Origin of the sequence: Pedobacter riviphilus, from assembly GCF_014692875.1 — a bacterium.
Lineage (GTDB): Bacteria > Bacteroidota > Bacteroidia > Sphingobacteriales > Sphingobacteriaceae > Pedobacter > Pedobacter riviphilus.
The window spans coordinates 5,255,334-5,279,356 of record NZ_CP061171.1; the positions used below are offsets into that span (position 1 = coordinate 5,255,334).

Below are 24,023 nucleotides of genomic sequence, written 5' to 3' on the forward strand. Positions count from 1 at the left end.
TAAGGGGTATTAGCTTAACCGGTTAAAGAAAATTAAATTGGATATAAGACGGGTTTTCTTTGGGCATAATTCTAATAATTCCGTCTGAGATCCCAATAAGGTCCGATGAAAGTCCGAAGAAGATCCGTCTTAATCCTTATGCTGTCTATAAGTTTTTCTCCTTTTTTAAGATTGTTTAATAAATTATAAAAGTACCACGAGATAAAATAAATTACTATGCAGCCATAGTAATTTCAATCAGAAATGCTACATTTGATTTACTAACCTTTTATACATAAATGTTATGCATTTTGAATTAACTGAAGAGCAATTAATGATCCAGCAGGCTGCCCGCGATTTTGCGCAGCAAGAATTAAAGCCTGGGGTAATTGAAAGAGACGAACATCAGAAATTTCCGGCAGAGCAGGTAAAAAAACTTGGAGAGCTTGGTTTCTTGGGGATGATGGTGAGCGAAAAATATAACGGAAGCGGACTCGATGCCATTTCTTATGTTTTGGTAATGGAAGAGCTTTCTAAAATCGATGCTTCTGCCTCTGTAGTGGTTTCGGTAAACAACTCATTGGTTTGTTATGGATTAGAGGCCTATGGTAGTGAAGCCCAAAAAGAAAAATATTTAAAACCATTGGCTGCGGGAGAAAAAATCGGTGCTTTTTGTTTGTCGGAGCCCGAGGCTGGTTCTGATGCTACCTCACAACGCACAACTGCAGAGGATAAGGGCGATTATTATTTACTAAATGGTACAAAAAACTGGATTACCAATGGTGGTACTGCATCAACTTACCTGGTGATTGCACAAACTCATCCTGAATTAAAGCATAAAGGTATAAACGCTTTTATTGTAGAAAAGGGAATGGAAGGTTTTACCGTTGGACCAAAAGAAAATAAACTCGGCATCCGCGGATCTGACACACATTCGTTGATGTTTAATGATGTTAAAGTGCCGAAAGAAAATAGGATTGGTGAAGATGGCTTCGGTTTTAAGTTTGCCATGAAAACATTAGAAGGGGGAAGGATCGGTATTGCCGCCCAGGCTTTGGGTATTGCACAAGGTGCTTTCGAGTTAGCTACACAGTATGCTAAAGAACGTAAGTCATTCGGGAAACCAATTTCTGAACATCAGGCTATTGCTTTTAAACTGGCCGATATGGCTACGCAGATTGAAGCTGCCAGATTATTGGTTTATAAGGCAGCATGGTTAAAAGATCAGGGCTTGCCTTACACTCAGGCTGGTTCTATGGCCAAACTGTTTGCTTCAAAAGTGGCTATGGATGTAACTATTGAAGCTGTACAGGTGCATGGCGGTTATGGTTTTGTAAAAGAATACCATGTAGAGCGTTTAATGCGCGATGCTAAAATTACCCAGATTTACGAAGGAACTTCTGAGATCCAGAAAATGGTGATATCGAGAGAAGTGATTCGTTAGTCCTCAGTCTGAAGTCGGTAGTCCTTAGTCTAATTGACTCAAGACTGCCGACTCTGGACTCAAGACTATTCCTTCTCCCCAACTACAGCACTAAATACCGCTTTAATCAAAGCTACTACAATTGCCAAAAACGCAGCTGCAATAAAGCCCGAAGTGTTAAAAGAGGTCATCATATTATCAACCAATAAGATCATCAAAACGGTAATGATAAATGATACCAGTCCAAGCGTTAAGAAATTGATTGGAAAAGTTAACAGCCTTAGGATGAATCCAATCGTTGCGTTTGCAAGTGCAATCAGCACTGAGGCGATAATGGCATTTCCGAAGCCATCAATAGCTACCCCTGGTACTAGCTTTGCGCCTATAAAAAACGCCAGTCCTGTTAAAAGGATTTCGATAATAAATCTCATAATTGTTTATTTTTGTAAATGTTTAAATGCTTTTTTAAATACCTGGCCGCAATTGCTGTTGTCTTATTTGCACCTTCATGTTCAAATACAAACAACAGACCAATAATTAAGTTTTCGAGAGATAGTTCATCAATAATAATTAAAAATATTGATGAGGCGAGCCTCTTACAGGTTAAAAATGCCTATAGGGCTAATGCAGACACACTTAATTTGGTTTCTGTTTTGATAAAACCGGGCGATTTAGACAGTATACAGGATGAACTGGAAGTGCCTGGCAAGGTTAAGGTACTGGGCGATTCAGTCGTATTTAATCCCGATCAGCCTTTTCTTAAGGGTAAAGAATATCTGGTTGAGAGTTACATCGGAATAAAATTTGCAACTGTTGGCGATCTGATTAGGGGGGATGGTAAGCAGAATTTAAAAGCACAGCAACAAACACTTAAACGGTAATAATCAGCATAATAATTAGTACAGGTGTTTGATTTTTTCTAAAAAATTACTACATTTGCATCGTAATCGAAGAAAAGAGAAGGGGACAGTGTCCCCTTTTTCTATGAAATCAGGTTAAAATATGCAGGTAGAAAAGAGAGTTGCAGCCCTCGTTGAGGAAAAAATAGCAGATCGGCCAGAGCTGTTTCTGGTGGAGGTGAAAATGTTGCCAAACAACAAACTAATTATCCATGTTGATGGCGACGAAGGTATTAGCATACAGGATTGTGTAGCCATTAGTAGGCATGTTGGTTTTCATCTCGAAGAAGAAAACGTGATAGAGCAGGCTTATAATTTAGAAGTTTCTTCGCCCGGTGTTGGTGAGCCTTTGAAATTAATCCGCCAGTACAATAAAAATATTGGCCGTACGGTAAGCATTAAGCTAAAAGAAGGGTTGAAAAAAGAAGGAAAACTGCTGGCAGTTACAGAAAATAATCTGCTGATTGAAGAATCGGTTAAAGAAAAAGGGAAAAAGGCGGTAGCAATTCAAACAGATGTTCCGTTTAATGATATATTAGAAACAAGTGTGTTAATTTCATTTAAGTAAAAATGAGTACTACAACAATTAATTTGATCGACTCTTTTCAAGAGTTTAAAGATTTCAAAAATATAGATCGCCCAACGGTGATCAGTGTGCTGGAAGAAGTTTTTCGTAGCATGTTGCGTAAAAAATACGGAACAGATGAAAACTGTGATGTGATCGTGAATCCGGATAACGGAGATTTGGAGATCTGGAGAACGAGGAAAGTAATGGAGGATGGTTTTTCTGAGGATGATGATTTAGAGATCGAGCTTGCTGAAGTTTCTAAATTGGATAACACTTTAGAAGTTGGTGATGATTATGTAGAACAGATTACCTTAGAAAGTTTTGGCCGTAGGGCAATTTTAGCTGCCCGCCAGACTTTGGTATCTAAAGTATTGGAATTGGAGAAAGATGAAATCTTCAAAAAATATAAAGACAGGGTAGGCGAAATTGTAACTGGTGAGGTTTATCAGGTTTGGAAGAAAGAAACTTTGGTTTTAGATGATGAAGGTAACGAACTTTTAATGCCTAAAACAGAGCAGATTCCTGCTGATTATTTCAAAAAAGGCGATTCTGTAAGAGCAGTAATCTCTAAAGTGGAAATGATCAATGCTAACCCGAAAATTATCATTTCGAGAACAGCACCAGAATTTTTGCAGCGCCTGTTCGAACAGGAGGTTCCAGAAATTTTCGATGGTTTAATTACCGTTAAGAAAATTGTTCGTGAACCAGGAGAACGTGCTAAAGTTGCTGTTGAATCGTACGATGACCGTATCGATCCGGTTGGAGCATGTGTAGGTATGAAGGGATCACGTATCCACGGTATCGTTCGCGAGTTGAAAAACGAAAATATTGATGTGATTAACTTCACTAATAACATTTCATTATACATTACCCGTGCTTTGAGCCCGGCAAAAATCACTTCCATTAAATTAGATGATGAAACCAAACATGCATCGGTTTACTTAAAACCAGATCAGGTTTCATTGGCAATTGGACGTGGCGGACACAATATTAAACTGGCTGGTAAATTAACCGGTTACGAAATTGATGTATACCGTGAAGCTGGAGAAGAAAGCGATGAGGATGTTGATTTAGAAGAATTCTCAGATGAGATTGATAGCTGGATCATTGATGAATTAAAGGCTATCGGTTGCGATACTGCTAAAAGTGTATTAGCACTTACAGTGGAAGATTTGGTAAAACGCACCGACCTTGAAGAGGAAACCATTAAAGAAGTGGTTCAAATTTTGAAGTCAGAATTTGAATAAGTGGTGTAATTGCCAAATAAACACTACTTTTGTATTAAATAAAAAACAATAACAGGAGCTAAATGTCAGACGACAAACCAATCATTTTAATTAAAGCTATTAAAGAACTTAATATAGGCATGGGTACGGCCGTTGAGTTTTTAAACAAAAAGGGATTCTCTGCCGAGAAGAGCCCTATGTTTAAACTTACGGGAGACATGTATAATGCCTTATTAAAAGAGTATCAGGGAGATAAGATCGTAAGAGAAGAAGCCAAACAAATAGTGATTGGTAAAATACGTCGTGACGAGCCTGAGACTGAAAAGCCAGTAGAAGCGCCGAAGAAAAATACCGATTTTGAGAAAAATGAAGAGATTTTAATTAAAAATGCTCAATCATTTACCCCTCCGGTAGAGAAACCAAAGGTTGTAGAAACACCTAAGGTAGAAACGCCAACACCAGCACCTGCGGCAGCAGTAGAGCCAGTAAAAGAAACTAAGGCAGAAGGTAAAGTTGAAGAGACCGGACTACCAGGAGTTAAAATTGTAGGAAAGATCGATTTAAATGATCTTAACTCAAAAACACGCCCGGCTAAGAAAGAAGAAACACCTGCTGCACCAGCGCCTGTTGTAGAACCGCCAGTGGTTAAAGCGCCAGAACCTGTAAAGCCAGTTGAACAACCTAAAGTGGAAGAAAAACCGGTTGAGGTTAAAAAGGAAGAAGCTCCTGTTGCACCTGCACCAGTTGCAGAAACACCAGTGGTTAAAGCAACTGAGCCAGTAAAACCAGTTGAACAACCTAAAGTGGAAGAAAAACCAGCTGAAGAAAAACCGGTAAATAACGAGCCTGAGGTTATCAAAGCACGTACCGTTAAATTAACTGGTCCGAATATTATTGGTAAAATTGTTTTGCCAACAACTCCAGATAGAAGAAACGGTCCGGTAGCATCATCTAGCGATAGTGAAGCCGCTAAACGTAAGCGTAAACGCAAAAAAACACCTGGAGCTCCTGGTCAACAAGGCCAACATGGTGGTCAAGGCCAGCAAGGACAGAATAATCCTGCAGGTCAGGGCCAGGGCGGCGCGCCAGGACAGCCTCGTCAACCTTATCAAGGTAACAGACCAGCTGGTGGTACACCATACCAAGGTAACAGACCAGCCGGACAAGGCGGAACTCCTTATCAAGGAAATAGGAATAACAACAATAACAGACCAGGTTTCCAAAATAGGAATGCTACACCAAGCGGACCTAAAGAAGAACCTACTGAGAAAGAAATTCAAGATCAGATCAAAGCAACACTTGCTCGTTTAAGTGGTGCGGGTAAATCGGGTAAATTTGCACAGCGTGCTAAATTACGTCGTCAGAAACGTGATGATGTAGCATCAAATGCAGAAGAGGCCGCAAACGAGCTTGAATCGCAATCGAAAATATTAAAAGTAACAGAATTTGTTACGGCTAATGAGTTAGCGAGCATGATGGATGTACCGGTTACCAAAATTATTGGTACTTGTATGAGCCTTGGTATGTTCGTTTCCATTAATCAACGTTTAGATGCTGAGACCTTAACCATTGTTGCCGATGAGTTTGGTTACGAAATCCAATTCGTTAAACCAGATGAAGAAGAAGATAATGTAATTGAGGAAGAAGATAACGAAGAAGATTTAATCGAAAGAGCTCCGGTTGTTACGATTATGGGGCACGTAGATCATGGTAAAACCTCGTTGCTGGATTATATCCGTAAAGCGAATGTGGTAGCTGGTGAAGCGGGTGGTATTACCCAGCACATTGGTGCTTACATGGTAACTACTCCTTCTGGTAAAAAAGTAACTTTCTTAGATACACCAGGTCACGAAGCCTTTACGGCGATGCGTGCACGTGGTGCTAAGGCGGCAGATATTGCCATTATTGTTATTGCTGCGGATGATGCAGTGATGCCTCAAACAAAAGAGGCGATTAATCACGCGCAGGCAGCAGGTGTACCATTGGTATTTGCTTTCACTAAAGTAGATAAACCAGGTGCAAATGCAGATAAAGTACGCGAGCAATTATCAGTAATGAATATCTTGGTTGAAGATTGGGGCGGTAAATATCAGTCGCAGGAAATCTCAAGCAAAAGTGGCTTAAATGTTGATTTACTTTTAGATAAAGTATTATTAGAAGCTGAATTATTAGAACTGAAAGCAAATCCGAATAAGAGAGCTACAGGTACTGTAATTGAGTCGGCTTTAGATAAAGGACGTGGTATTGTAACTACGGTATTGGTTCAGGCAGGTACATTAAGAGTTGGAGATCCAATCTTAGCAGGTAGTTACAGCGGACGTGTAAAAGCATTAACCAATGAGCGTGGTGCTAAAGTAGAATCAGCAGGTCCATCACAACCAGTACAGGTGTTGGGTATGCAAGGTGCACCTACAGCAGGTGATCGATTTAATGCTTTAGAAAGTGAAACCGAAGCACGTGATATTGCAAACAAACGGATGCAGTTACAACGCGAGCAGGGATTACGTACACAGAAACACATTACATTGGATGAGATCGGTCGTCGTTTAGCTATCGGTAACTTTAAAGAGCTTAACATCATTGTTAAAGGTGATGTGGATGGTTCGATCGAAGCTTTAGCCGATTCATTGTTGAAATTATCAACTGAGCAGATTCAGATCAATATCATCAGTAAGGGTGTTGGTCAGATTTCAGAGTCTGATGTATTGCTAGCTTCAGCTTCTGATGCGATTATCATTGGTTTCCAGGTTCGTCCATCAACAGGTGCACGTAAACTTGCAGAAGCGGAGCAGATTGATATCCGTTTATATTCTATCATCTACGATGCAATCAACGAGATTAAATCGGCGATGGAAGGTATGTTAGATCCAGAATTTGAAGAGAAAATTGTGGCTAACGTTGAGATCCGCGAAACATTCAAAATCACTAAAGTGGGTACCATTGCAGGTTGTATGGTATTGGATGGTAAGATTACCCGCAACAGCAAGATCCGTATCGTTAGAGATGGTGTTGTAGTGTATACAGGTGAACTGGCATCGTTAAAACGCTTTAAAGATGATGTGAAAGAGGTTAGTAAAGGTTACGAGTGTGGTTTAAACATCCAGAACTTTAACAACATCGAAGTTGGCGATATCGTAGAAGCTTACGAACAAGTAGAAATAGCTAGAAAACTGTAATTCTTTAAAAGAAATATATTCTTAAGTGGCCTTTTAAGGCCACTTTTTTTGTGCTAATAAATTTTTGACCTTAAAAATATCCGATAATTTTAAGTTGCTGCTCAAATTGAGGCAGCTTTACTATGCCGCTCATCTGCACATTTGGCGTACTGCCGATGGTAACGAAGTAGATTTTATTGTAGAAAAACACTTAAACAAGGGAATTGCTTATAAGGTGAAGTATAACGATGTTCAGCTTAAGCCAACCAAGTATAAAAAATTTCTGGGAGCCTATCCTGATTTCGATTTAGGATGTGTTTGTAAGATACTGACAAAAAATAATTCGATAGCGGCTATCAGGTTATAGCTTGTTAATGGAAAGATAAACCAACTTATCGGCATCAATAATATTGATGCCCTTTTTGTTGAAGAGAAATTATTTTGTTCTTTTTAAAATCAGATTGTATGATGATCTCGTAAATCGGCATATCATATAAATCGGCAATTTTATTTAATTGCGACATCAGCTGTAAAAAAGACAAACCAATCATAAGTGAAGAAAAAATTGTTTCACCAACTACAGGAACAAGGACTGAATTTATGCTTGATTCTATTTCTATTAAGAAAATGATGTTAAGTTAAAGTATTTGAATCATACGATATAGTTGATTATTACTGTAATATTTTACGTACATAAATGTTAAAAGAGTCCTGAATTAATTCAGGACTCTCTTTTTTATAGATATTTGCCCATCAACTACCAAAACATTGAATGAATACTGAATTAACGAAAGAAGTTACGCCTGTAAAAAAGAATTTTGATTTTGTTAACACCATTAGGTGTATCTCCATGATGGGTATTGTATTTGAACACAGCCACATAGTTCAGGCACCGATGTATAATACATTGAGTTCAACCATTACTGAAGCAGGTGTGATACAGTTTTTTAAATTCTCCACAATAGCATTTTTCTTAATTGGTGGTTTCTTGATAAACCATAAATTTCAGGAATATTCAGCGGGTCAATACCTGAAAAACAGATTCAAAAATACGGTAAGGCCATGGCTTTTTTGGATGTTTGTTTTTATTGCCGTTACAATGTTGGATAGATGGGTTGCCCATAGCAAAGGAAGCGATAGAGATTTAATGTTTACCGATTTTGGGGCCTATATTTCTGACTTTGTTTTTAGGGTGCTATTTTTTAGCCCTTATTGGTTTATCCTTAATTTTTAATCTGTATTAGTTTATTATTGTTATTTAAAAAATACCTTTACAATTATTGGCTAGGTATATGCTTCGGCATCATTTCTCTTGTATATAGTGTAAATTTATATTTTAATTGGTTCGAAACAACGCATACATCGGCTTTATTCGGTTTTGTTTTTTATCTGTGGCTGGGGGTATATTTAAACAAATACTATGCAGCAGTAATGAAGTTTGTAAAAAGTACCCGATGGGTAACATGGGGGCTTTTATTGATTTTAACCTTTGCTTTAGGAATTTGGGAATCGGTACACCTGATTGAATTAGGAAGTAAAGATGCCTATAATACACTGAGAATATCCAATATTATCTATTCATTTGTGGCATTTGGTGTTCTGTTAAAAATAGGAAATATTAAAATACTCGATCGCCTTAAGCCCCGCGAAACTACCTTCGGAATCTACTTGTTACATAGTATTGTTATAGAAAGGTTTTTGCCTTTGATTTTCCAACCACTGAAATTAGATGTTCAGCATTATAATGTGCTCGAGAATACTGCTGTGTTAATCATTCGGTTTATCATAGCATATTCTGTTAGCTATTTGCTATCTGCGTTAATTATTAAAACCAAAATGAAATGGACTGTTGGACAATAGCTTTAGTTCAAAACTGTTTTAATACTGTTTTTAAGTGCCCGTCTAAATTTTTTAAAACTGAAGTAAGCGGTTTCAAGTATCTTGCTTTTTAGATACCATTTTAGCGTAAATTCATCAATTTGACTGGATGTTAAAATCGCTATCCATTTATTAAATAAATACCGATTAAATATTTCTGGATTATATCTTTTGGAAATCTTGTTGGCTAGTGTAAGCTCATAGAATAGGAGCAAATAATCATTTAAGTGCTTTTTGTTAAGCGCCCAATTAAATAATTCTACATGTAGGTTTAGCCATCTTTCGTTATAAAGCAAACCTATGCGCTCTTGCATATGGCTAATGATCTTTCTTTCATTTGCTAGCCTTGTATCAGTATTTAGTGTAGAAGTATTGTTACTGTGTATACGGTAATCGATAAGGGTATTATCTAGATTAGCGACTTTATACTTTTCAGACATTCTTATAAATAGATCGAAATCTTCTGATATACTATAATTTTGATAGCCATTTATGCTGATAAAAGCACTGGTTTTGAACATCGTTGTAGAATTTACAAAAGGATTGCCGAATAACATAAACAAATCAACGTAATTGATTGGCACCATTAGCTTATCTCCAGTTTTATTATTCTGGTCGTCGATAATTGAGGCATGACCTCCACATAGCGCAATTTCTGGGTTAGCCAAAAGAAAGTGGTATTGGATTTTCAGACGATCTGAATGCGCAATATCATCAGCATCCAATATAGCTATATATTCGCCCCGTGCAAGTGTTAACAAGCGGTTGCGGGTATAAATTAATCCCTTATTTCCGTCATTGTGTACCAATCTGATTCTACTATCATTAAAAGAATCAACAATAGCAGCAGTATGGTCAGTAGAACCATCGTTCACAACAATCAATTCGAAATCAGAAAAACTTTGGGTTAATATGCTGTTTATAGATTGTTCGATATAATTAGCCTGATTATATGCGGCCATAAAAACAGTTATTATAGGTTTTCCCATTATTTTTCTTGTTGTTTATAATTTTTCTAGCCTTGGTTCGCTAAAATAAGAGATAACGAACGTGCTAAGAAATGATTATCCCAAATATACCAACAAACTAAATATTGATGTGTAATTACGATTAAATAAAGCCAATACATGTTTTTATTCTTTAAATTGCGCCTAATTTAAATTGAAGGAGCTTTTTAATTAAAGGATTAGATGAAGAAAATATTGTTTATAAGCCATAACTTGGGCAGAACGGGTTCAGAAATGCTACTTTGGTATTCTTTGATGAATTTAAACAGAGAAAAATTTTTGCCACTATTGTTTACAAAGGGGAAAGGCGTGTTAATCGATACTTTGCCAAGTGAAATTCAACATTTTCTGCCTTATAGAGAAAATCCTAAAAGATCTTTAAGGCTTCTGAGATCAGTCTTAAAAAAAGTTAAAATTGATTCTTTAGAGTATCAGTTGAATTATATCACCAAGAAAAATAATGTTGATTTCTGGTACGTAAATACCATCGTAATTCCTGAGGTTTATCCAATTGCCAAGAAACTAGGGATTAAAGTTATTACTCATGCACATGAGCTTCCTTTTGCTTACGATTTTATCGGTTATAAGGATTTAGAAAGCATCGTTACATCATCTGCAGCACTAATTGGTTGTTCTGAAGCTGTATGTAATAGGATTAGCGACATGGGACGACCTGATGTAAAGCTTTTATATGGTTTTATCGATTTAAGTAAAATCGTTTGTACAAAAACTGCTGCAGAAGTTAAAGCAAATACAGGTTTTGATAGAGAAGATTTTGTTTGGGCCATTTCTGGTAAAACAACATTGATAAAAGGTGTCGATTTTTTGGTTTCATTACTCCCTGAACTTCCGGGCAATATCAAGATTATCTGGATAGGGGGTGAGGAAGATACTGGCATATACTATTATGCAAAAAAGGCTGTAGAAAATAAATTTCCGGGGAGGGTTAGGTTCCTAGGAGCGCAAAGTGAAGAATATTATAATTATCTTAATTCTGCGGATGCCTTCCTATTACTTTCAAGAGAAGATTCTTTCCCGCTGGTAATGCTAGAAGCTGCTGCGTTAGGCAAGCCCATTGTAGGGTTCAATTCTGGCGGAATTAAAGAGTTTGTGAAAACTGATACCGGGATCGTTGTAGATACCTGGAGAACAAAAGACCTTGCCGATGCAATGATGGAAGTAAAAAATCATCCGGAGAAGTTTAATGTAGATGAGATCAAACGCCAAGCCTCCCGTTATGAAGTGAAAAAACAGGTGTCAATTTTAGAAGATATACTCAATAATGTAGATTAAATTTGCCTGAAACTGATCACCTATCGTTTTTTCCATTAAGGTTTTGCTTTATTTGATTCAAGTCCATTTTTTAAGGCCTGTAAATAGCGATGACCGTATTGTTGATCGGGCTCTAAATGGCAGCCTTCTGCCCATTCGTTCCAGGCGTTTATAAAAAACAAACGCTCTTCACCTTTAAAATGTTCGTTTGTATAACTGGCTGTATTTGTTACCCATTGTTGAAATTTTTCTGGACTTGAATTTACAAAAACTGTTGCATCTTTAGCCCTTCTTGCAGAGTTATCCCAACTAGGAAAAACAGAACGGAAATATTTATAGGGCTTAGGCGCTTTTTTAGTCATCTTATCCACTATCTCTTCATAGTCGAACACTTTATTGGCTAATAACCCACTTGCTTTAATAGCAGTTTTATGTAGTAATTTTCTTAAGAAATGACTAACAGGCTCTTTCTTGCTGTATTTCTGTAATGGGATAGAAAAATCTGGCGCAAACTCCATACTGGCATCAAAATCATGATATTGTGGGTCAAAATCATGCTTGAAATTCTCTACTCTAATTAGATAAAGGTCTTCAAACCCTGCTTTTTTTGCCTCGTCCCGCCATATTTTTACCGCCTCATTTATATTTGGATGAAGTTCTGATCTATACATGAGGTATACTGGCTTCCCATCTATTTTAATATACCTCTCATCTTTAAAAAAAGGCATTAGGTATTGAATGTGGTCAAAATCATCTTCCAGACCGTAGTTCTGTTTAATCAAAACATCGGCCTCCATACCATCCCAGCGCCTGGTCCAGTTTTCATTTGCCCAGCATAAACAAAAAGGGAAATCAGGTTTTTTTGATTTTAGCATCTGCTCTAGCGGGGTTTCCATTAAAAGCTTCCCATTAAACCAATAATGATAAAAACAGAAGCCGTAAACTCCATAAGTTTTGGCAAGGCTAGCCTGTTCTACCATGGTATCTAATAGCCGAAGATCGTAATAACCTAGGTCTGTTGGCAGATGTGGCTGATAATGGCCTTTGAATTTTGGTTTTGACTTAGTAACATTTGTCCATTCGGTAAATCCCTTGCCCCACCATTCATCGTTTTCCTTAAAGGGATGGAACTGTGGCAGGTAAAGTGCAATGGCCTTAAGTTTGTTTTCGCTGTTGGGGTTTTGCATAAATGGATAATGTTAGCGTAAGGTATGTTTAGTTTGTTGATTGTAAATAAATCAAATCGAATATCCGAAGTCTTTAAATATCGGCCTCCAGACATTGAGATTTTTGTTCCAGGCATGGCATCCAAAAGGGAGCGCGTTATTGGTGAGTTCGAAAGCCCTATCAACCGGTACTTCAAATGCAAAATACACGGCTTCCTTATATGACGGTATCTTCAAATTTTTTTTCTTTCTGTTGACCTCTATGCTCCAGAAAACATCCTCATTAAGGTTTGCAGCAGTATGTAATAAATATTCTTTTATTTTTTCCTGGAAGCGTTGGGTGAGAGTATAAAATATTTGTGTTCTACGTAGAGATAATCCACCGTTTCCAACTTTGTACTCCCGTTGGATATCAGTAGGCACTGAAGTGTTTTTTTTCTTGATATTGAATCTTCGGTGCACATAACTCAATACGCTGTTTTTTACTGCTTTTATAACATCGGGGTATTTATGTCTTAGCCATGGTGCACCTATATAATCCATGTTTTTTTGACACCAAATATTTAGATCATCTTTAAAAACAAAAGCATCTAATTGGTAAATTAAAATGTACTCATAGTCTAAAAATGCTTCATAAAATTCGCCGGCTAACATTAACCTGTTATAACCCGCGATATCCTTAAAATATGCATCATCAAAACTGATGAATTTTTCGAATGGATAGGGGGTATTAAAATTTAGAGAAGTGGGGTTTATACAAAATATCGGATGTGATTTAGCGAGAACTTTGAAACACTGTTGTAAGGAAATATCCTCCAAAGCTGTTGGCTCTTTATAAATAGGCACAATAACGGCAACCTTTTTCATACTGGATAAACTAAACTATTTTAAAAACAGTGTCGAGATATTTATAACAGTGTTCTTTTTCGTAATTAAGATTAAAAGTAGCCAAAGCATTTTCGGCCTGTTTTTGATACACAGATGCATCTGTTAGCAGTTTCATAATGTTATTCTTAAACTCAACAGCATCGTCACTCACCAAACAACCATTGTTGTTTTTGTCAATCAATCCATCTATACCTCTGGTATTACAAACCACCGGCATGCCGTAAGATAGCGCTTCAACTACTTTTATCTTAGTGCCGGTGCCCGTTAGCATGGGGCACAATGCAACTTTAGCATTAAGGTAATAGGTTGATAGATCTTCAACAAAGTTTACTGAGGTAATATTGGGTGCTTTGATAGAAAGATGCTCGTTAATCTGCCCAATCACACATATTTGCACATTGGCTGGTAACAATGGGTATACCTCATTAAAAAACCAATTAGCAGATTTTTGATTGTGTATGTTATCACTTGCAACATATATCAAATCAAATGATTTTTCTTCAATAGTGCCAATGCTTTTAGGTTTATCAAGCATCATTGGTGCTAAAACAATCTTGTTTTTACAAAACTGGCTAAAAATATACTGCTCTTCTACAGAAATAGCCAAAGCAATATCAAATAAGGAAATCCTTCTGATTTCTTCTTTAAAAGACTGCCCGATATTAACCTTTCTTTGAAGTTGGGCTGTTATAAAATCATGCGTGTCGATTACCGTTACTGCTTTTTTTGTTAAAGGATTGTGCTCTACCAAAGTAGCCCAGCTGGCATAGTTAATAAAGATATAATCGTAGTCGTTTTTTTTTAAGATTTTCTTGAAAGCGCGCTTAAACCTTAAGGTAACCAACTCCGGGAATTGAAGCGGAAAAAACCAGGCCTTATTTGAATAGAAAAAATTTGGCAGTTTATAAAAAAGCAGGTAAAATAAGATGTTTTTTTTTGCAGGTTTTTTTTTAATTACGTAAGTATGATCAGCAAGGTTAGCTTGTTCAAATGCTTTAATGTCTGTTTCGTTCCAGCGTCCGGTATAATATTCACTTACAAAATCAATTTCAAAATTTCTTGATTTAAAGTAGCCCAACATGCTTAAAGCCCTGGTTCTATTCCCCGCATTTTTTTTTAGTGGATTATCGGGCATAAAAAATAATACTTTCTTCATCTAAATGTTTAGTCGTTAAAGGCCTGCATGTCAATTAAACGTCTATATAAACCATTTTTATTCATTAATTCGTTGTGGTTTCCACTTTCTACAACTTCGCCTTTATCAATCACCACAATTTTATCAGCGTGTTGTATGGTGCTTAAGCGATGTGCTATAACGATTGAAGTACGGTTTTTCATTAAATTATTTAAAGCTTCCTGTACCAATTTTTCAGATTCTGTATCCAGCGCTGATGTGGCTTCATCTAAAAGCATAATTGGGGGGTTGGCTAAAACCGCCCGGGCAATACAAACCCGTTGTTTCTGTCCACCAGATAATTTATTACCCCTATCGCCGACATTAGTTTGATAACCATTTTCCGTATTGAGGATAAAATCGTGCGCATTGGCAATTTTCGCTGCTGCAATTACTTCTTCCGCTGTAGCATCAGGTTTAGCAAAGGCGATGTTATTAAAAATGCTGTCGTTAAATAGAAAAGATTCCTGGTTAACAATCCCCATTTGCGAACGGATACTTTCTACGGTAAGGTCTCTGTAATCATGGCCGTCGATTTTGATTGCTCCCGATTTTGGATCATGAAAACGTGGTAGCAGGTCCATTAATGTACTTTTACCTCCTCCTGAAGGGCCAACCAAGGCTATCGTTTTTCCTTTTTCAATATCGATGCTGATGTTTTTTAAAACCTGTTTATCTCCGTATGAGAATGAAACATCTTTTAAAATTAATGCGTTATTGAAATCAGTCAGTACTTCAGCGCCAGCTTTATTTTTAAGTGCTGGTTCAGTATCAATGAGGTCTAGTACGCGTTCGCCGGCTGCAATACCTGAGTGGATGCCGCTAAAAGAGTCAGCAAGCGCTTTTACAGGCTGCAGTACCTGAGAAAAGGTAGCTAAATAAACTACAAATTCTGCAGCTTCCAAATCGCCTTTTCCACTTAATATTAACGTACCGCCATACAAAAGGATAAATACAACAACTAAAACGCCTAAAGTTTGCGATACTGGAGAGGCTAATTGCTGCCTCCTGGCCATTTTTCTGTTTAAAAATGAGTAAAACTTGTTTTCAGAATCAAATCTTTCCTTTGCCCGTTCAGTAGCGTTAAAAGCTTTAATAATTTTTATTCCACTTAGCGATTCATCTAAAAAACCAATCATTTTTGCAAAAGATTCATGTGACTGAGTGGCTTGTTGTTTTAGTCTTTTTACAATTTTACTGATAATAAAACCAGAAACAGGGATAACTAATAATGAAAATAAGGTTAGTTTGGCAGAGATAGAAATCAACACGCCAATAAAGAACAGCAATTGTAACGGTTCTTTAAATACAACCTGCAATGTGTTTGTTACGGTAAACTGAACAACCTGTACATCGGATGCGACCTTTGAGATAATATCGCCTTTGCGCTCGTTATTAAAGTAGCCAACATGTAAATTCATTACATTGTTAAAAACGGTTTTACGTATGTTTAATAGGGTGTGTACACGTAAATCTTCCATAAAACGCTGCGAAAAATAACGGAAAAAGTTGGCGAGAAATACCGTTGCAATAATTATTATGCAGATTACTTTTAGTGCCAGAATTTTATCATCGGCAATAATTCCATTGATATATTCATTAAAGCGGCCTAATAAATCCCAGCTACTTTTCTGTTCTGCAACTTTAGCCGGATCACATTTTCCTAAAAAAAGTGCCTGCATTAGCGGGCCAAGTAATGTAAAAAGGAATGTATTAAAAAAAATCGCAAATAATGTCGTGATCAGATAAGGTATTGCAAATTTTTCAATCGGCTTCGCAAATGATAATAAACGAAAATAAGTTTTCATTAAGTATGGTATATAACGGAACTTAGGGAGTACCCAGCCGTAAAAAATTAAAATAAAGTTCAGGCAAATGTACGGTTTTTCAGATATATGAATAAGGACTCAGAGCTTTACCCAATTAAAATTACAATTATCTAATTTTAAAAGGAGCGTGCCGTATAATAAAATGATACATCAATGGAGACAAATTGATATTCATTGGACTGATGAATTTGTTATTCTGAAGTGATATAAAAAGTAACAAGGAAAAAACGCTATTTTTATCTATTATTCAAGCATTCCTGATATAAATTCAAATACTGCTTGGCTGCTATTTCCCACGAAAATTTTTCTGCCTGGGCAATTGCTTCTTTGAAGCGGTTATTTTGAACAAAATCTTTCATCCCATCTCTAAATACATCTTGCATGTGTTCAGGTTCGAAATTATCAAAGTAATAGGCAACATCGCCACCAACTTCGGGGAGTGAAGTGAATTTTGATAGAAAAACAGGTTTCCCAAAATGCATTGCTTCAATAATTGGCAAGCCAAAGCCTTCGGCAACAGATGGGAACAAAAAAGCATCACAATTTTTGTAATACCATGTTTTATCTTCATCAGAGATTGGCCCCGTGATGTGTACCCTGTCTAAACAATCATATTTTTCAGCTTCTTCTAAAATCCTTTGTTTATGCGGGGTTTCTTTACCCGAAATAACGAGATGAAAGTCATTCCCTTTTAATAAAGCAGGCAGCAGATGAAATCCTTTCTGTACCGATAATAATCCTATAGTAAATAAGAAAGGTTTTGGTGGAACAAAGCTCGGGTTATGTTTTTCATCTGCAATCAACTTATCTGCACCATTATAAATAACACTAACTTTTTCTTTGGCTTCAGGGAAGTAGTTAACAACATCATTCGCAACAAACTGCGATATGCATACAATTTTATCACATTGCGATACCAGTCTACCAAGTTTTTTTAAATAAACCTGGATTCTGTGCGGTTTGCTAAATTTTAAATGCACCTTGTTCATGTCGTGAACAGTCATTATTTTTTTTGCATTTACCCTGCTTGGTCTTAATCTGCAGGTTTGATCAGAGAGATGAACAACGTCAAAGTCATTTTTTCCCTTAAAGAATAGCCGATCTAACCTGGATAGATAAATGATATCAACCAAACCATTAAAAAGATATTGAGTGTGTTTAAAAAGATAAAATTTGAGCTTAAATTTCCCTTTGTTTTCTTGGATCAATGCATCGCCCAGCCCTTTTCCGAAGGAAAAATAACCACAATTGGCATCTTTCATCGAATCGAAGGTTACTAAGACATTGGGCTTTTTCATTAATAATGTAATTTAATGGTGCAAATATAGGCAGATTTAAATTGAAGCTTATTTTACAATTTTATAATTTCGGTATTCAAACAAGCGTAACCCGGTTAAATCTTCAATTTTTTGCAAAACGCTCCTTCGGAAATTCATTTTTGGCGTTTCCTTGGTTAAATCTTTTTCAAATTTCCAGTTTGCGGCTGCAATTCTTGTCTGCATTACTTTTGGATGGCTACCTTTAAAATGAACCAAACGATCGGCATTGTGCATATCGTAGGTTTCCTGTATGGGGTAGTTTTCTTCAATCCACTCTTCTGTTTGATAAAATTGGTTAAAATTTCGAACCTTGCCTTGCAATCCTTTAGGTGGTTTTACCCACCCGTAATGATAAATGTATGCATCAATTAATTTAACCCTGAGTTTTCTATCATTAATCCTAAAGCCTTGCGCATCGCGGTAGGAGTGTACGCCCGGCAGGTTTTTGATAATTCTAACTTCTCTTCTGTACCAGCGCCTTGATTCAGCGAGATAATCGTACGAAGCGTAAAAATGTTTATACTTTAGCAAGAGGGCCTCCACATTCGGATTGTTAAGCTCCTGCTCCATTTCTTTTTTAATCAGCGGAAGATAATCTTCATGGATGGCTTCATCACCTTGAATGTAGATCATCCAATCAGTATCCGATGGTATTTGAGCCAGGGCTTTGTTGGTTTCGTCGGCAAAAACACGGCCCCCTTCCCTCATGTTGTCATCCCAAACGGTATCAATTGTTCTGATTTTAGGATCGATGCTTTTAACCATTTCAGAAGTTTTATCTGTAGAGTTCCCCAACGCGACAATAAAATCGTCGCATAATGGAAGCACAGAAAGTATCGCTTCTTTTGCCGGATAATCGTTTACAATTGCATTTCTTAAAAAGGTAAAACCGGTAACTTTCATTATGGGGGCGCTTTGTAGCTAATAATTTTTGTTAATTTGTACAAAGATAGTTTTATTGATGAATACGCATCTATCCATTTTAAGCGAAGTAAAGGCGGGCAATTATAAGGTTTTGGCAAGAACATTAACACTTGTTGAAAATGATATTAAACCAGCCGATTCGATTTTAAGAGATTTAGATAGTCGGGTTAATGTGCCAGTTTTAGGTATTACCGGACCGCCTGGAGCAGGTAAAAGTACTTTGGTAAATGCCATAACCAATTACTTTACTTCTAAGGGGAAGCGCATCGCCATATTGGCTATTGATCCAACTTCTCCTTTTAATTTCGGTTCGTTATTGGGCGATCGAATCCGCATGGCTGGTCAGTTTAATAATCCAAACGTTTTTATCAGATCGTTAGCAACGCGAGGTGCTTTGGGCGGTATTTCTGCAAAAACCATTGAGATGGTTGATGTTTTAAAAGCAGCTAATTTTGATCTGATTATTGTGGAAACCGTTGGTGTTGGGCAATCGGAAGTAGAAATTGCGGGACTGGCTGACAAAACTGTTGTTGTTTTGGTCCCCGAATCTGGGGATGAGGTTCAGAATATCAAATCTGGTTTGATGGAGATTGCTGATTGTTTTGTTATCAACAAGGCAGATAGGGAAGGTGCAGATGTTTTTGCCAATAATTTAAAGAAAGTTGTTCATCAAGGCCCGAAGACTATCCCGATATTAAAAACAGTGGCCGATAAAAATACAGGTATTGATGAACTTTGTACATGGATAATCAAGCCGTCTGCTTTTGATCATAACCGAAAAGCTTTTCTGTTTGCAGAGAAAGCATGGAGACTCATTCAGCATGAGAAAATGAGGGGTATAGATAAAAAAAGGCTGCTAGAAAAAATTCAGGCAGCCTTAAAACAAGATGATTTTAATATTTATCGTTTTGCAGACGAGTTTATTCGTAATGGTTAATTGTTTGAAACGATTAATTGGGAACCGCTCACTGAAAACTGAACTAACTGTTCATAATCTCCTCAATTTCTTCCGCTTCTAGTGGTATATCGGCCATTAGATCTATATTTCCCTTTGCGGTGATAAGGATATTGTTTTCTAAACGGATGCCTAAGCCTTCTTCCGGAATATAGATACCTGGTTCAACCGTAAGAATGTTTCCGTTAGCAAATGGCGTATATCTTCCTGCAAAGTCATGTACATCTATACCCAGGTGATGCGAATTGCCATGCATAAAATATTTTTTATAAGCTGGCCACGCTGCGGTTTGGTTCTTTACGTCTACTGTAGAGATGAGCCCAAGATTAATCAGTTGTTCAGTCATAATTTCACCAACCTGTTCATGGTAGGTATTCCATATGGTCCCTTCGCCAATTAATTTAATCGATTCTCTCATTACATGCAGTACTGCATTGTACACATCTTTTTGTCTTTGCGTAAATCTGCCATTAACGGGGATGGAGCGGCTCATATCGGCATTATAATTGGCATATTCTGCACCAAAATCGAAAAGTATTACATCCCCATCTTTACATTCTTGGTTATTATCGTTGTAATGAAGGATATTAGCATTATGCCCTGAAGCAATGATAGGCGTGTAGGCATGGCCGGTTCCTCCTTGACGGATAAATTCGTGTATAATCTCCGCTTCAATCTCATATTCTTTAACACCAGGCTTGGTAAATTTTAATACCCTAATAAAAGCATCTCGGGTTATTGCCGACGCTTTTTTTGTTAGTTCAATCTCAACATCTGATTTAACTGCACGCAAATTTCGCATAATTGGTGCAGAGCGTTCATAATGATGCAATGGATATTTTGCTCTCATTTTCTCAATAAATCGGATATCACGATAAGGAACTTCATGGGCATACCTGTCATTTTCATTTGTATTTAAATAAATATGATCAGCATAGTTCACAATGCTATGCAAAATGTTATCAAAATCCTCTAACCAGTATACAGCTTGAATCCCGAGGCCACTTTAGCTTGCTCCTTAGTATACTTATATCCCTCCCAAACTTTAATATAATCATTAGTCTGTCTTAAAAACAGGACTTCTCTGTACAATGGATTAGGACAATCAGGAAATAATAACAAAATTGTTTGTTCTTGATCAATTCCAGATAAATAAAATAAATCAGGATTTTGCTTAAAAACGAAGTTCTGATCGCCACTTCTAGGAAATTCATCACTTGAATTGAATATAGATAAAGAGTTGTTTTTTAGGTATTTAGTGAAGTTTTTTCTGTTTAAAATAAATAATGACTGATTGATGGTAGGATATTTCATGAAAATGGTATTTTTATAAGGGTAATGGCCAAATGTAATAAAATGATTAATTACTGTGAAGTTTGGAACGGAGTTTGTATAAAAGTTTGAAAATTTAAAATTTTGTTTAATTTTGCGATTACTAAAAAATTAATCAATTAAATTGTTTAACCCTTAAAAAAGAAAAAGATTATGAATTATTCTACTTTAAAGAAAAGTGTTGCGCTTTCTTTAGTGGCATTAACAGGAGTTGCTTCTCTTGCTGTCGCTCAGGATGCACCTGCAACCACTTCTGCTGTCAAGGTATTTGGCGGTAGAGGACAGTACAGAACTTGGTCTATCGGTGTACATGGTGGTGTTTTAATGCCAGTTGTGGCTATCGGTGGTTCAAACGATTTCAACAAATGGGATGCTAACTTAGGTTACGGTTTAAACATCCGTAAACAATTAGGTCACTCATTCGGTTTAGAATTAAACGGAACTCGTGGTAAACTTTCAGGTAATAACGAAGGTATTACTTCATCAGTTAAAGATTTCGAAACTGAATTGCAATATGCTGTAGATTTACGTGGTGTTGTTAACGTAGGTTCTATCGATTTCTTACGTCGTGAGAACTCAGTAGGTTTCTTCTTAACTGCTGGTGCTGGTTACATGGCTTATGCTCCAAAAGTGAATTTATCTAATGGAACACAAATTGACTGGAAAGGTAAAGCTGTAGGTCCTGCTGATGACAGACATGATGCTAAAGATTACGTAAAAGGTTTCTACATTCCAGTTGGTGCTGGTGTTAAATTCAAAGTTTCTGAGCGTGTTAACTTTAACTTAGGTTACACAATGAACTTTGTTGATGCTGATAACTTAGATGGAGTTTATGCAAAAGGTCAAACTAAAGATAAATTCTCTTACGGTTATGCTGGTTTAGAATTCTCTTTAGGTTCTTCTGCTAAACCAACTTTAGAGTGGACTAACCCATTAGCTACTATGTACGATGAGTTAAAAGATCCAACTTTACGTCAAGAAGTTGAAGCATTGAAAAATCGTGTTTCTGCTGTTGAGAAATCTGTTGAAGATTTGAAAAAAGATACTGATGGTGACGGTGTTGCTGATCAATTCGATAAATGCCCAGGAACTCCTGCTGGTACTGCTGTTGATGGTTCAGGTTGTCCTCTTCCAAAAGTTGAGGCTCCTACTACTGCTCCAAGCACTGTAACAGGTTTCGAAAAAATCGGTTTCGATTTCAACTCTTCAGTTTTAAAAACTGAGTCTTACCCTACTTTAGATAAATTATCTTCAGTGTTACGTGAAAACGGTGGTAAAGTAACTGTAAACGGTTACGCTTCAAGCGAAGGTACTGCTGCATATAACTTGAAATTATCTAAAGACAGAGCTAACTCTGTTAAAACTTACTTAGTAAACTCTGGCGTTAACGCTAGTCAAGTTGCTACTAAAGGTAATGGCGAAGCTAATCCAATTGCTTCTAACGATACTGAAGAAGGTCGTATCCAAAACCGTCGTGTTGAAACTGCTAGAAACTAGTATTTCAATATAAGATTTAAAAAAGTCCCGATGAAAATCGGGACTTTTTTTATGCCTTTTAATTTTCTGTATTAAGCTTTTTAGCTAAGTTTGTATTATGTACTTCTTTAGAAAAAAGGATCCCAACAGGCCAAATAACATCAACCTTAGAATTATGCATTTTATCAATGCATTGGCCATCTTAATTTTTCTGGCAGGTATCATCTACAAGCTTATTCAGTGGCTTGCTAAATAACCCCAAATTGTATGAAAAAAATTATTAAAACAACCAATGCTCCAGCTCCAATTGGACCATATAGCCAAGCTGTACAAGCTGGGAACTTTTTATTCGTATCAGGCCAGGTGGCCATTAATCCAGAAAGCGGAGAATTAAATATTAGTAATATTGAAGAAGAAACACACCAGGTAATGCGTAACCTTAAAGCCGTTTTGCTTGAAGCAGGTTTAACCTTCGATAATGTAGTAAAGTCTACTATCTTCTTAAGTGATATGGGCACTTTTGCTCAGGTAAACGAAGTTTATGGACAATACTTTACTGCTGATTTTCCAGCTCGCGAAACCGTTCAAGTTTCGGTGTTACCTAAAAATGTTAATGTAGAAATCTCTGTAATTGCCATTGTAGGCTAATTTTGAGAGAAAGCAAAAGCAAATATTTTATATCTGGCATTGTTCCTTACATCATCTGGGGAACAATGTCTATACCTTTGCGTAACATAAAAGGTTTTCCACCTCACGAAATTTTATACTACAGGATATTTGTTTCCATAATCGTAGTTTGGGCTACCATTCTTTTATTCAGAAGAGAAGCATTAAAAAATGATTTGAATTTCTTAAAATCATTAAGCACCCGCAAGAAAACCAGACTATTACTGCTTACTGTAATATCATCATTTCTGATTACAGGAAACTGGTTTACCTACATTTATGCTGTAAATAGTGTGAGTTTAAAGGCCGCAGCCTTTGCCTATATGGTTTGCCCGCTGTTAACTGCACTCTGCGGATTTATCATTTTAAAAGAGCAATTAACGAAGGCTAAAGTTATTGCCCTGATCATTGCATTTATAAGCATTATCCTATTGGCAACAGGCTCTTTACATGAAGTTATGTGGGCTATTATCATCGCCTCTTTTTATGCCATATATGTTATTGTGCTAAAAGTGATTAAAGATGTAGATAAATTTAATTTTTTAGGCGTTCAGTTAATTTTATCAGGATTAATGATGCTGCCTTTGTATTCTTTTAACGCAGCACCTTTTCCCACTGAAACCTTCTTTTGGTTACATATATTTTTGATTGCCATTGTATTTACCATTATTCCGCTCTTTTTAAATTCGTATGCGCTATTAGGTATGCCTTCATCAGCCCTGGGTATTTTGATTTATCTTAACCCGATAGTTGCTTTTACCGTTGCATTTTTCTACTTTAAGGAGAAAATAGATCTGCACCAACTTTTTGCTTATTTGCTTTTGCTGCTATCGATCGTTATTTTTAATGCACAATTGCTAAAGAGTGTTGTTTACAAGAAACAGTAA

The 24,023-nt window shown here is 36.7% G+C and carries 24 protein-coding genes; 14 read left to right on the forward strand and 10 right to left on the reverse strand.

Features of this window, described 5'->3' with window-relative positions; translation table 11 throughout:
• Positions 1-283: 283 nt before the first annotated feature.
• Positions 284-1,423 (forward strand): acyl-CoA dehydrogenase, encoded by a 1,140-nt coding sequence (locus H9N25_RS21685; protein WP_190327204.1) that lies wholly within the window; start codon positions 284-286, stop codon positions 1,421-1,423.
• 65 nt (positions 1,424-1,488) lie between these two features.
• On the opposite strand, the gene H9N25_RS21690 is transcribed toward H9N25_RS21685, so the two are convergent.
• The gene (locus H9N25_RS21690; RefSeq protein ID WP_167296163.1) at positions 1,489-1,833 is read right to left on the reverse strand and encodes a phage holin family protein; all 345 of its coding nucleotides are present in this window, start codon (positions 1,831-1,833) and stop codon (positions 1,489-1,491) included.
• Between the two features lie 18 nt (positions 1,834-1,851).
• On the opposite strand from H9N25_RS21690, the gene H9N25_RS21695 reads away from it, so the two are divergent.
• The 7 genes from H9N25_RS21695 to H9N25_RS21725 all read left to right on the forward strand — a co-directional run bounded on the left by H9N25_RS21695 (position 1,852) and on the right by H9N25_RS21725 (position 9,110).
• Entirely contained in the window at positions 1,852-2,283 is a 432-nt protein-coding gene (locus H9N25_RS21695; RefSeq protein WP_190327205.1) for a hypothetical protein, read from the forward strand.
• A 121-nt stretch (positions 2,284-2,404) separates the two neighbouring features.
• Positions 2,405-2,869, forward strand: a complete 465-nt coding sequence (gene rimP, locus H9N25_RS21700; protein WP_167296165.1) for a ribosome assembly cofactor RimP — start codon at positions 2,405-2,407, stop codon at positions 2,867-2,869.
• Between the two features lie 2 nt (positions 2,870-2,871).
• Entirely contained in the window at positions 2,872-4,116 is a 1,245-nt protein-coding gene (gene nusA / locus H9N25_RS21705) for a transcription termination factor NusA (protein WP_167296166.1), read from the forward strand.
• Between the two features lie 62 nt (positions 4,117-4,178).
• Entirely contained in the window at positions 4,179-7,271 is a 3,093-nt protein-coding gene (gene infB, locus H9N25_RS21710; protein WP_190327206.1) for a translation initiation factor IF-2, read from the forward strand.
• Between the two features lie 64 nt (positions 7,272-7,335).
• Positions 7,336-7,617 carry a DUF4143 domain-containing protein gene (locus H9N25_RS21715; protein ID WP_223833472.1) on the forward strand — a complete coding sequence of 94 codons (282 nt, stop codon included), beginning with the start codon at positions 7,336-7,338 and terminating at the stop codon, positions 7,615-7,617.
• Positions 7,618-8,022: 405 nt separating this feature from the next.
• Positions 8,023-8,484, forward strand: coding sequence for an acyltransferase family protein (locus tag H9N25_RS21720; protein ID WP_190327208.1), 462 nt, complete (start codon positions 8,023-8,025; stop codon positions 8,482-8,484).
• A gap of 197 nt (positions 8,485-8,681) precedes the next feature.
• Positions 8,682-9,110: a hypothetical protein gene (locus H9N25_RS21725; RefSeq protein WP_190327209.1), complete on the forward strand. Its 429-nt coding sequence runs from the start codon at positions 8,682-8,684 to the stop codon at positions 9,108-9,110.
• 2 nt (positions 9,111-9,112) lie between these two features.
• Here the strand turns inward: H9N25_RS21725 and H9N25_RS21730 are convergent, their stop codons facing one another.
• Positions 9,113-10,117, reverse strand: coding sequence for a glycosyltransferase family 2 protein (locus tag H9N25_RS21730; protein WP_190327210.1), 1,005 nt, complete (start codon positions 10,115-10,117; stop codon positions 9,113-9,115).
• Positions 10,118-10,318: 201 nt separating this feature from the next.
• Between H9N25_RS21730 and H9N25_RS21735 the strand changes: the two genes are divergently transcribed.
• On the forward strand, positions 10,319-11,428 hold the full coding sequence (locus tag H9N25_RS21735) for a glycosyltransferase family 4 protein (protein WP_190327211.1): 1,110 nt from the start codon (positions 10,319-10,321) through the stop codon (positions 11,426-11,428).
• A 35-nt stretch (positions 11,429-11,463) separates the two neighbouring features.
• Here the strand turns inward: H9N25_RS21735 and H9N25_RS21740 are convergent, their stop codons facing one another.
• The 6 genes from H9N25_RS21740 to H9N25_RS21765 all read right to left on the reverse strand — a co-directional run bounded on the left by H9N25_RS21740 (position 11,464) and on the right by H9N25_RS21765 (position 18,686).
• A complete protein-coding gene (locus tag H9N25_RS21740) occupies positions 11,464-12,594 on the reverse strand; it encodes a glycosyltransferase WbsX family protein (RefSeq protein WP_190327212.1) in 1,131 nt (376 codons plus the stop codon).
• A gap of 51 nt (positions 12,595-12,645) precedes the next feature.
• Positions 12,646-13,440 (reverse strand): DUF5672 family protein, encoded by a 795-nt coding sequence (locus H9N25_RS21745; RefSeq protein WP_190327213.1) that lies wholly within the window; start codon positions 13,438-13,440, stop codon positions 12,646-12,648.
• 10 nt (positions 13,441-13,450) lie between these two features.
• Complete coding sequence (locus tag H9N25_RS21750) at positions 13,451-14,617, reverse strand: glycosyltransferase (protein ID WP_190327214.1); 1,167 nt, start codon at positions 14,615-14,617, stop codon at positions 13,451-13,453.
• Between the two features lie 8 nt (positions 14,618-14,625).
• Positions 14,626-16,443, reverse strand: a complete 1,818-nt coding sequence (locus tag H9N25_RS21755) for an ABC transporter ATP-binding protein (RefSeq protein WP_190327215.1) — start codon at positions 16,441-16,443, stop codon at positions 14,626-14,628.
• A 257-nt stretch (positions 16,444-16,700) separates the two neighbouring features.
• Positions 16,701-17,762 carry a glycosyltransferase family 4 protein gene (locus H9N25_RS21760; RefSeq protein ID WP_190327216.1) on the reverse strand — a complete coding sequence of 354 codons (1,062 nt, stop codon included), beginning with the start codon at positions 17,760-17,762 and terminating at the stop codon, positions 16,701-16,703.
• Between the two features lie 48 nt (positions 17,763-17,810).
• Entirely contained in the window at positions 17,811-18,686 is an 876-nt protein-coding gene (locus tag H9N25_RS21765; protein ID WP_190327217.1) for a glycosyltransferase family 2 protein, read from the reverse strand.
• A 58-nt stretch (positions 18,687-18,744) separates the two neighbouring features.
• On the opposite strand from H9N25_RS21765, the gene meaB reads away from it, so the two are divergent.
• Positions 18,745-19,644, forward strand: coding sequence for a methylmalonyl Co-A mutase-associated GTPase MeaB (meaB, locus tag H9N25_RS21770; protein ID WP_190327218.1), 900 nt, complete (start codon positions 18,745-18,747; stop codon positions 19,642-19,644).
• Positions 19,645-19,687: 43 nt separating this feature from the next.
• Here meaB and H9N25_RS21775 read toward each other — a convergent pair whose 3' ends face one another.
• Both H9N25_RS21775 and H9N25_RS24780 read right to left on the reverse strand, forming a co-directional pair.
• A complete protein-coding gene (locus tag H9N25_RS21775; protein WP_223833473.1) occupies positions 19,688-20,617 on the reverse strand; it encodes a M24 family metallopeptidase in 930 nt (309 codons plus the stop codon).
• Between the two features lie 17 nt (positions 20,618-20,634).
• Positions 20,635-20,976 carry an aminopeptidase P N-terminal domain-containing protein gene (locus H9N25_RS24780; protein ID WP_223833474.1) on the reverse strand — a complete coding sequence of 114 codons (342 nt, stop codon included), beginning with the start codon at positions 20,974-20,976 and terminating at the stop codon, positions 20,635-20,637.
• 171 nt (positions 20,977-21,147) lie between these two features.
• On the opposite strand from H9N25_RS24780, the gene H9N25_RS21780 reads away from it, so the two are divergent.
• The 4 genes from H9N25_RS21780 to H9N25_RS21790 all read left to right on the forward strand — a co-directional run bounded on the left by H9N25_RS21780 (position 21,148) and on the right by H9N25_RS21790 (position 24,023).
• Positions 21,148-22,491: an OmpA family protein gene (locus tag H9N25_RS21780; protein WP_190327219.1), complete on the forward strand. Its 1,344-nt coding sequence runs from the start codon at positions 21,148-21,150 to the stop codon at positions 22,489-22,491.
• A 97-nt stretch (positions 22,492-22,588) separates the two neighbouring features.
• Positions 22,589-22,726, forward strand: coding sequence for a DUF6728 family protein (locus tag H9N25_RS25360; protein ID WP_317039670.1), 138 nt, complete (start codon positions 22,589-22,591; stop codon positions 22,724-22,726).
• 11 nt (positions 22,727-22,737) lie between these two features.
• Positions 22,738-23,118, forward strand: a complete 381-nt coding sequence (locus H9N25_RS21785; protein ID WP_167296181.1) for a RidA family protein — start codon at positions 22,738-22,740, stop codon at positions 23,116-23,118.
• Between the two features lie 2 nt (positions 23,119-23,120).
• Positions 23,121-24,023 (forward strand): EamA family transporter, encoded by a 903-nt coding sequence (locus tag H9N25_RS21790; RefSeq protein WP_190327220.1) that lies wholly within the window; start codon positions 23,121-23,123, stop codon positions 24,021-24,023.

Excerpts from the sequence above, each read along its gene's own strand:
- H9N25_RS21745 (WP_190327213.1), bottom strand. The coding sequence starts at position 13,440 with ATGAAAAAGGTTGCCGTTATTGTGCCTATTTATAAAGAGCCAACAGCT.
- H9N25_RS21690 (WP_167296163.1), bottom strand. The coding sequence starts at position 1,833 with ATGAGATTTATTATCGAAATCCTTTTAACAGGACTGGCGTTTTTTATA.
- H9N25_RS25360 (WP_317039670.1), top strand. The coding sequence starts at position 22,589 with ATGTACTTCTTTAGAAAAAAGGATCCCAACAGGCCAAATAACATCAAC.
- meaB (WP_190327218.1), top strand. The coding sequence starts at position 18,745 with ATGAATACGCATCTATCCATTTTAAGCGAAGTAAAGGCGGGCAATTAT.
- H9N25_RS24780 (WP_223833474.1), bottom strand. The coding sequence starts at position 20,976 with ATGAAATATCCTACCATCAATCAGTCATTATTTATTTTAAACAGAAAA.
- H9N25_RS21740 (WP_190327212.1), bottom strand. The coding sequence starts at position 12,594 with ATGCAAAACCCCAACAGCGAAAACAAACTTAAGGCCATTGCACTTTAC.
- H9N25_RS21695 (WP_190327205.1), top strand. The coding sequence starts at position 1,852 with ATGTTTAAATGCTTTTTTAAATACCTGGCCGCAATTGCTGTTGTCTTA.
- H9N25_RS21750 (WP_190327214.1), bottom strand. The coding sequence starts at position 14,617 with ATGAAGAAAGTATTATTTTTTATGCCCGATAATCCACTAAAAAAAAAT.
- rimP (WP_167296165.1), top strand. The coding sequence starts at position 2,405 with ATGCAGGTAGAAAAGAGAGTTGCAGCCCTCGTTGAGGAAAAAATAGCA.
- H9N25_RS21785 (WP_167296181.1), top strand. The coding sequence starts at position 22,738 with ATGAAAAAAATTATTAAAACAACCAATGCTCCAGCTCCAATTGGACCA.
- H9N25_RS21725 (WP_190327209.1), top strand. The coding sequence starts at position 8,682 with ATGAAGTTTGTAAAAAGTACCCGATGGGTAACATGGGGGCTTTTATTG.
- H9N25_RS21685 (WP_190327204.1), top strand. The coding sequence starts at position 284 with ATGCATTTTGAATTAACTGAAGAGCAATTAATGATCCAGCAGGCTGCC.
- H9N25_RS21720 (WP_190327208.1), top strand. The coding sequence starts at position 8,023 with ATGAATACTGAATTAACGAAAGAAGTTACGCCTGTAAAAAAGAATTTT.
- H9N25_RS21730 (WP_190327210.1), bottom strand. The coding sequence starts at position 10,117 with ATGGGAAAACCTATAATAACTGTTTTTATGGCCGCATATAATCAGGCT.
- H9N25_RS21765 (WP_190327217.1), bottom strand. The coding sequence starts at position 18,686 with ATGAAAGTTACCGGTTTTACCTTTTTAAGAAATGCAATTGTAAACGAT.
- H9N25_RS21735 (WP_190327211.1), top strand. The coding sequence starts at position 10,319 with ATGAAGAAAATATTGTTTATAAGCCATAACTTGGGCAGAACGGGTTCA.
- H9N25_RS21755 (WP_190327215.1), bottom strand. The coding sequence starts at position 16,443 with ATGAAAACTTATTTTCGTTTATTATCATTTGCGAAGCCGATTGAAAAA.
- infB (WP_190327206.1), top strand. The coding sequence starts at position 4,179 with ATGTCAGACGACAAACCAATCATTTTAATTAAAGCTATTAAAGAACTT.
- H9N25_RS21760 (WP_190327216.1), bottom strand. The coding sequence starts at position 17,762 with ATGAAAAAGCCCAATGTCTTAGTAACCTTCGATTCGATGAAAGATGCC.
- nusA (WP_167296166.1), top strand. The coding sequence starts at position 2,872 with ATGAGTACTACAACAATTAATTTGATCGACTCTTTTCAAGAGTTTAAA.
- H9N25_RS21780 (WP_190327219.1), top strand. The coding sequence starts at position 21,148 with ATGAATTATTCTACTTTAAAGAAAAGTGTTGCGCTTTCTTTAGTGGCA.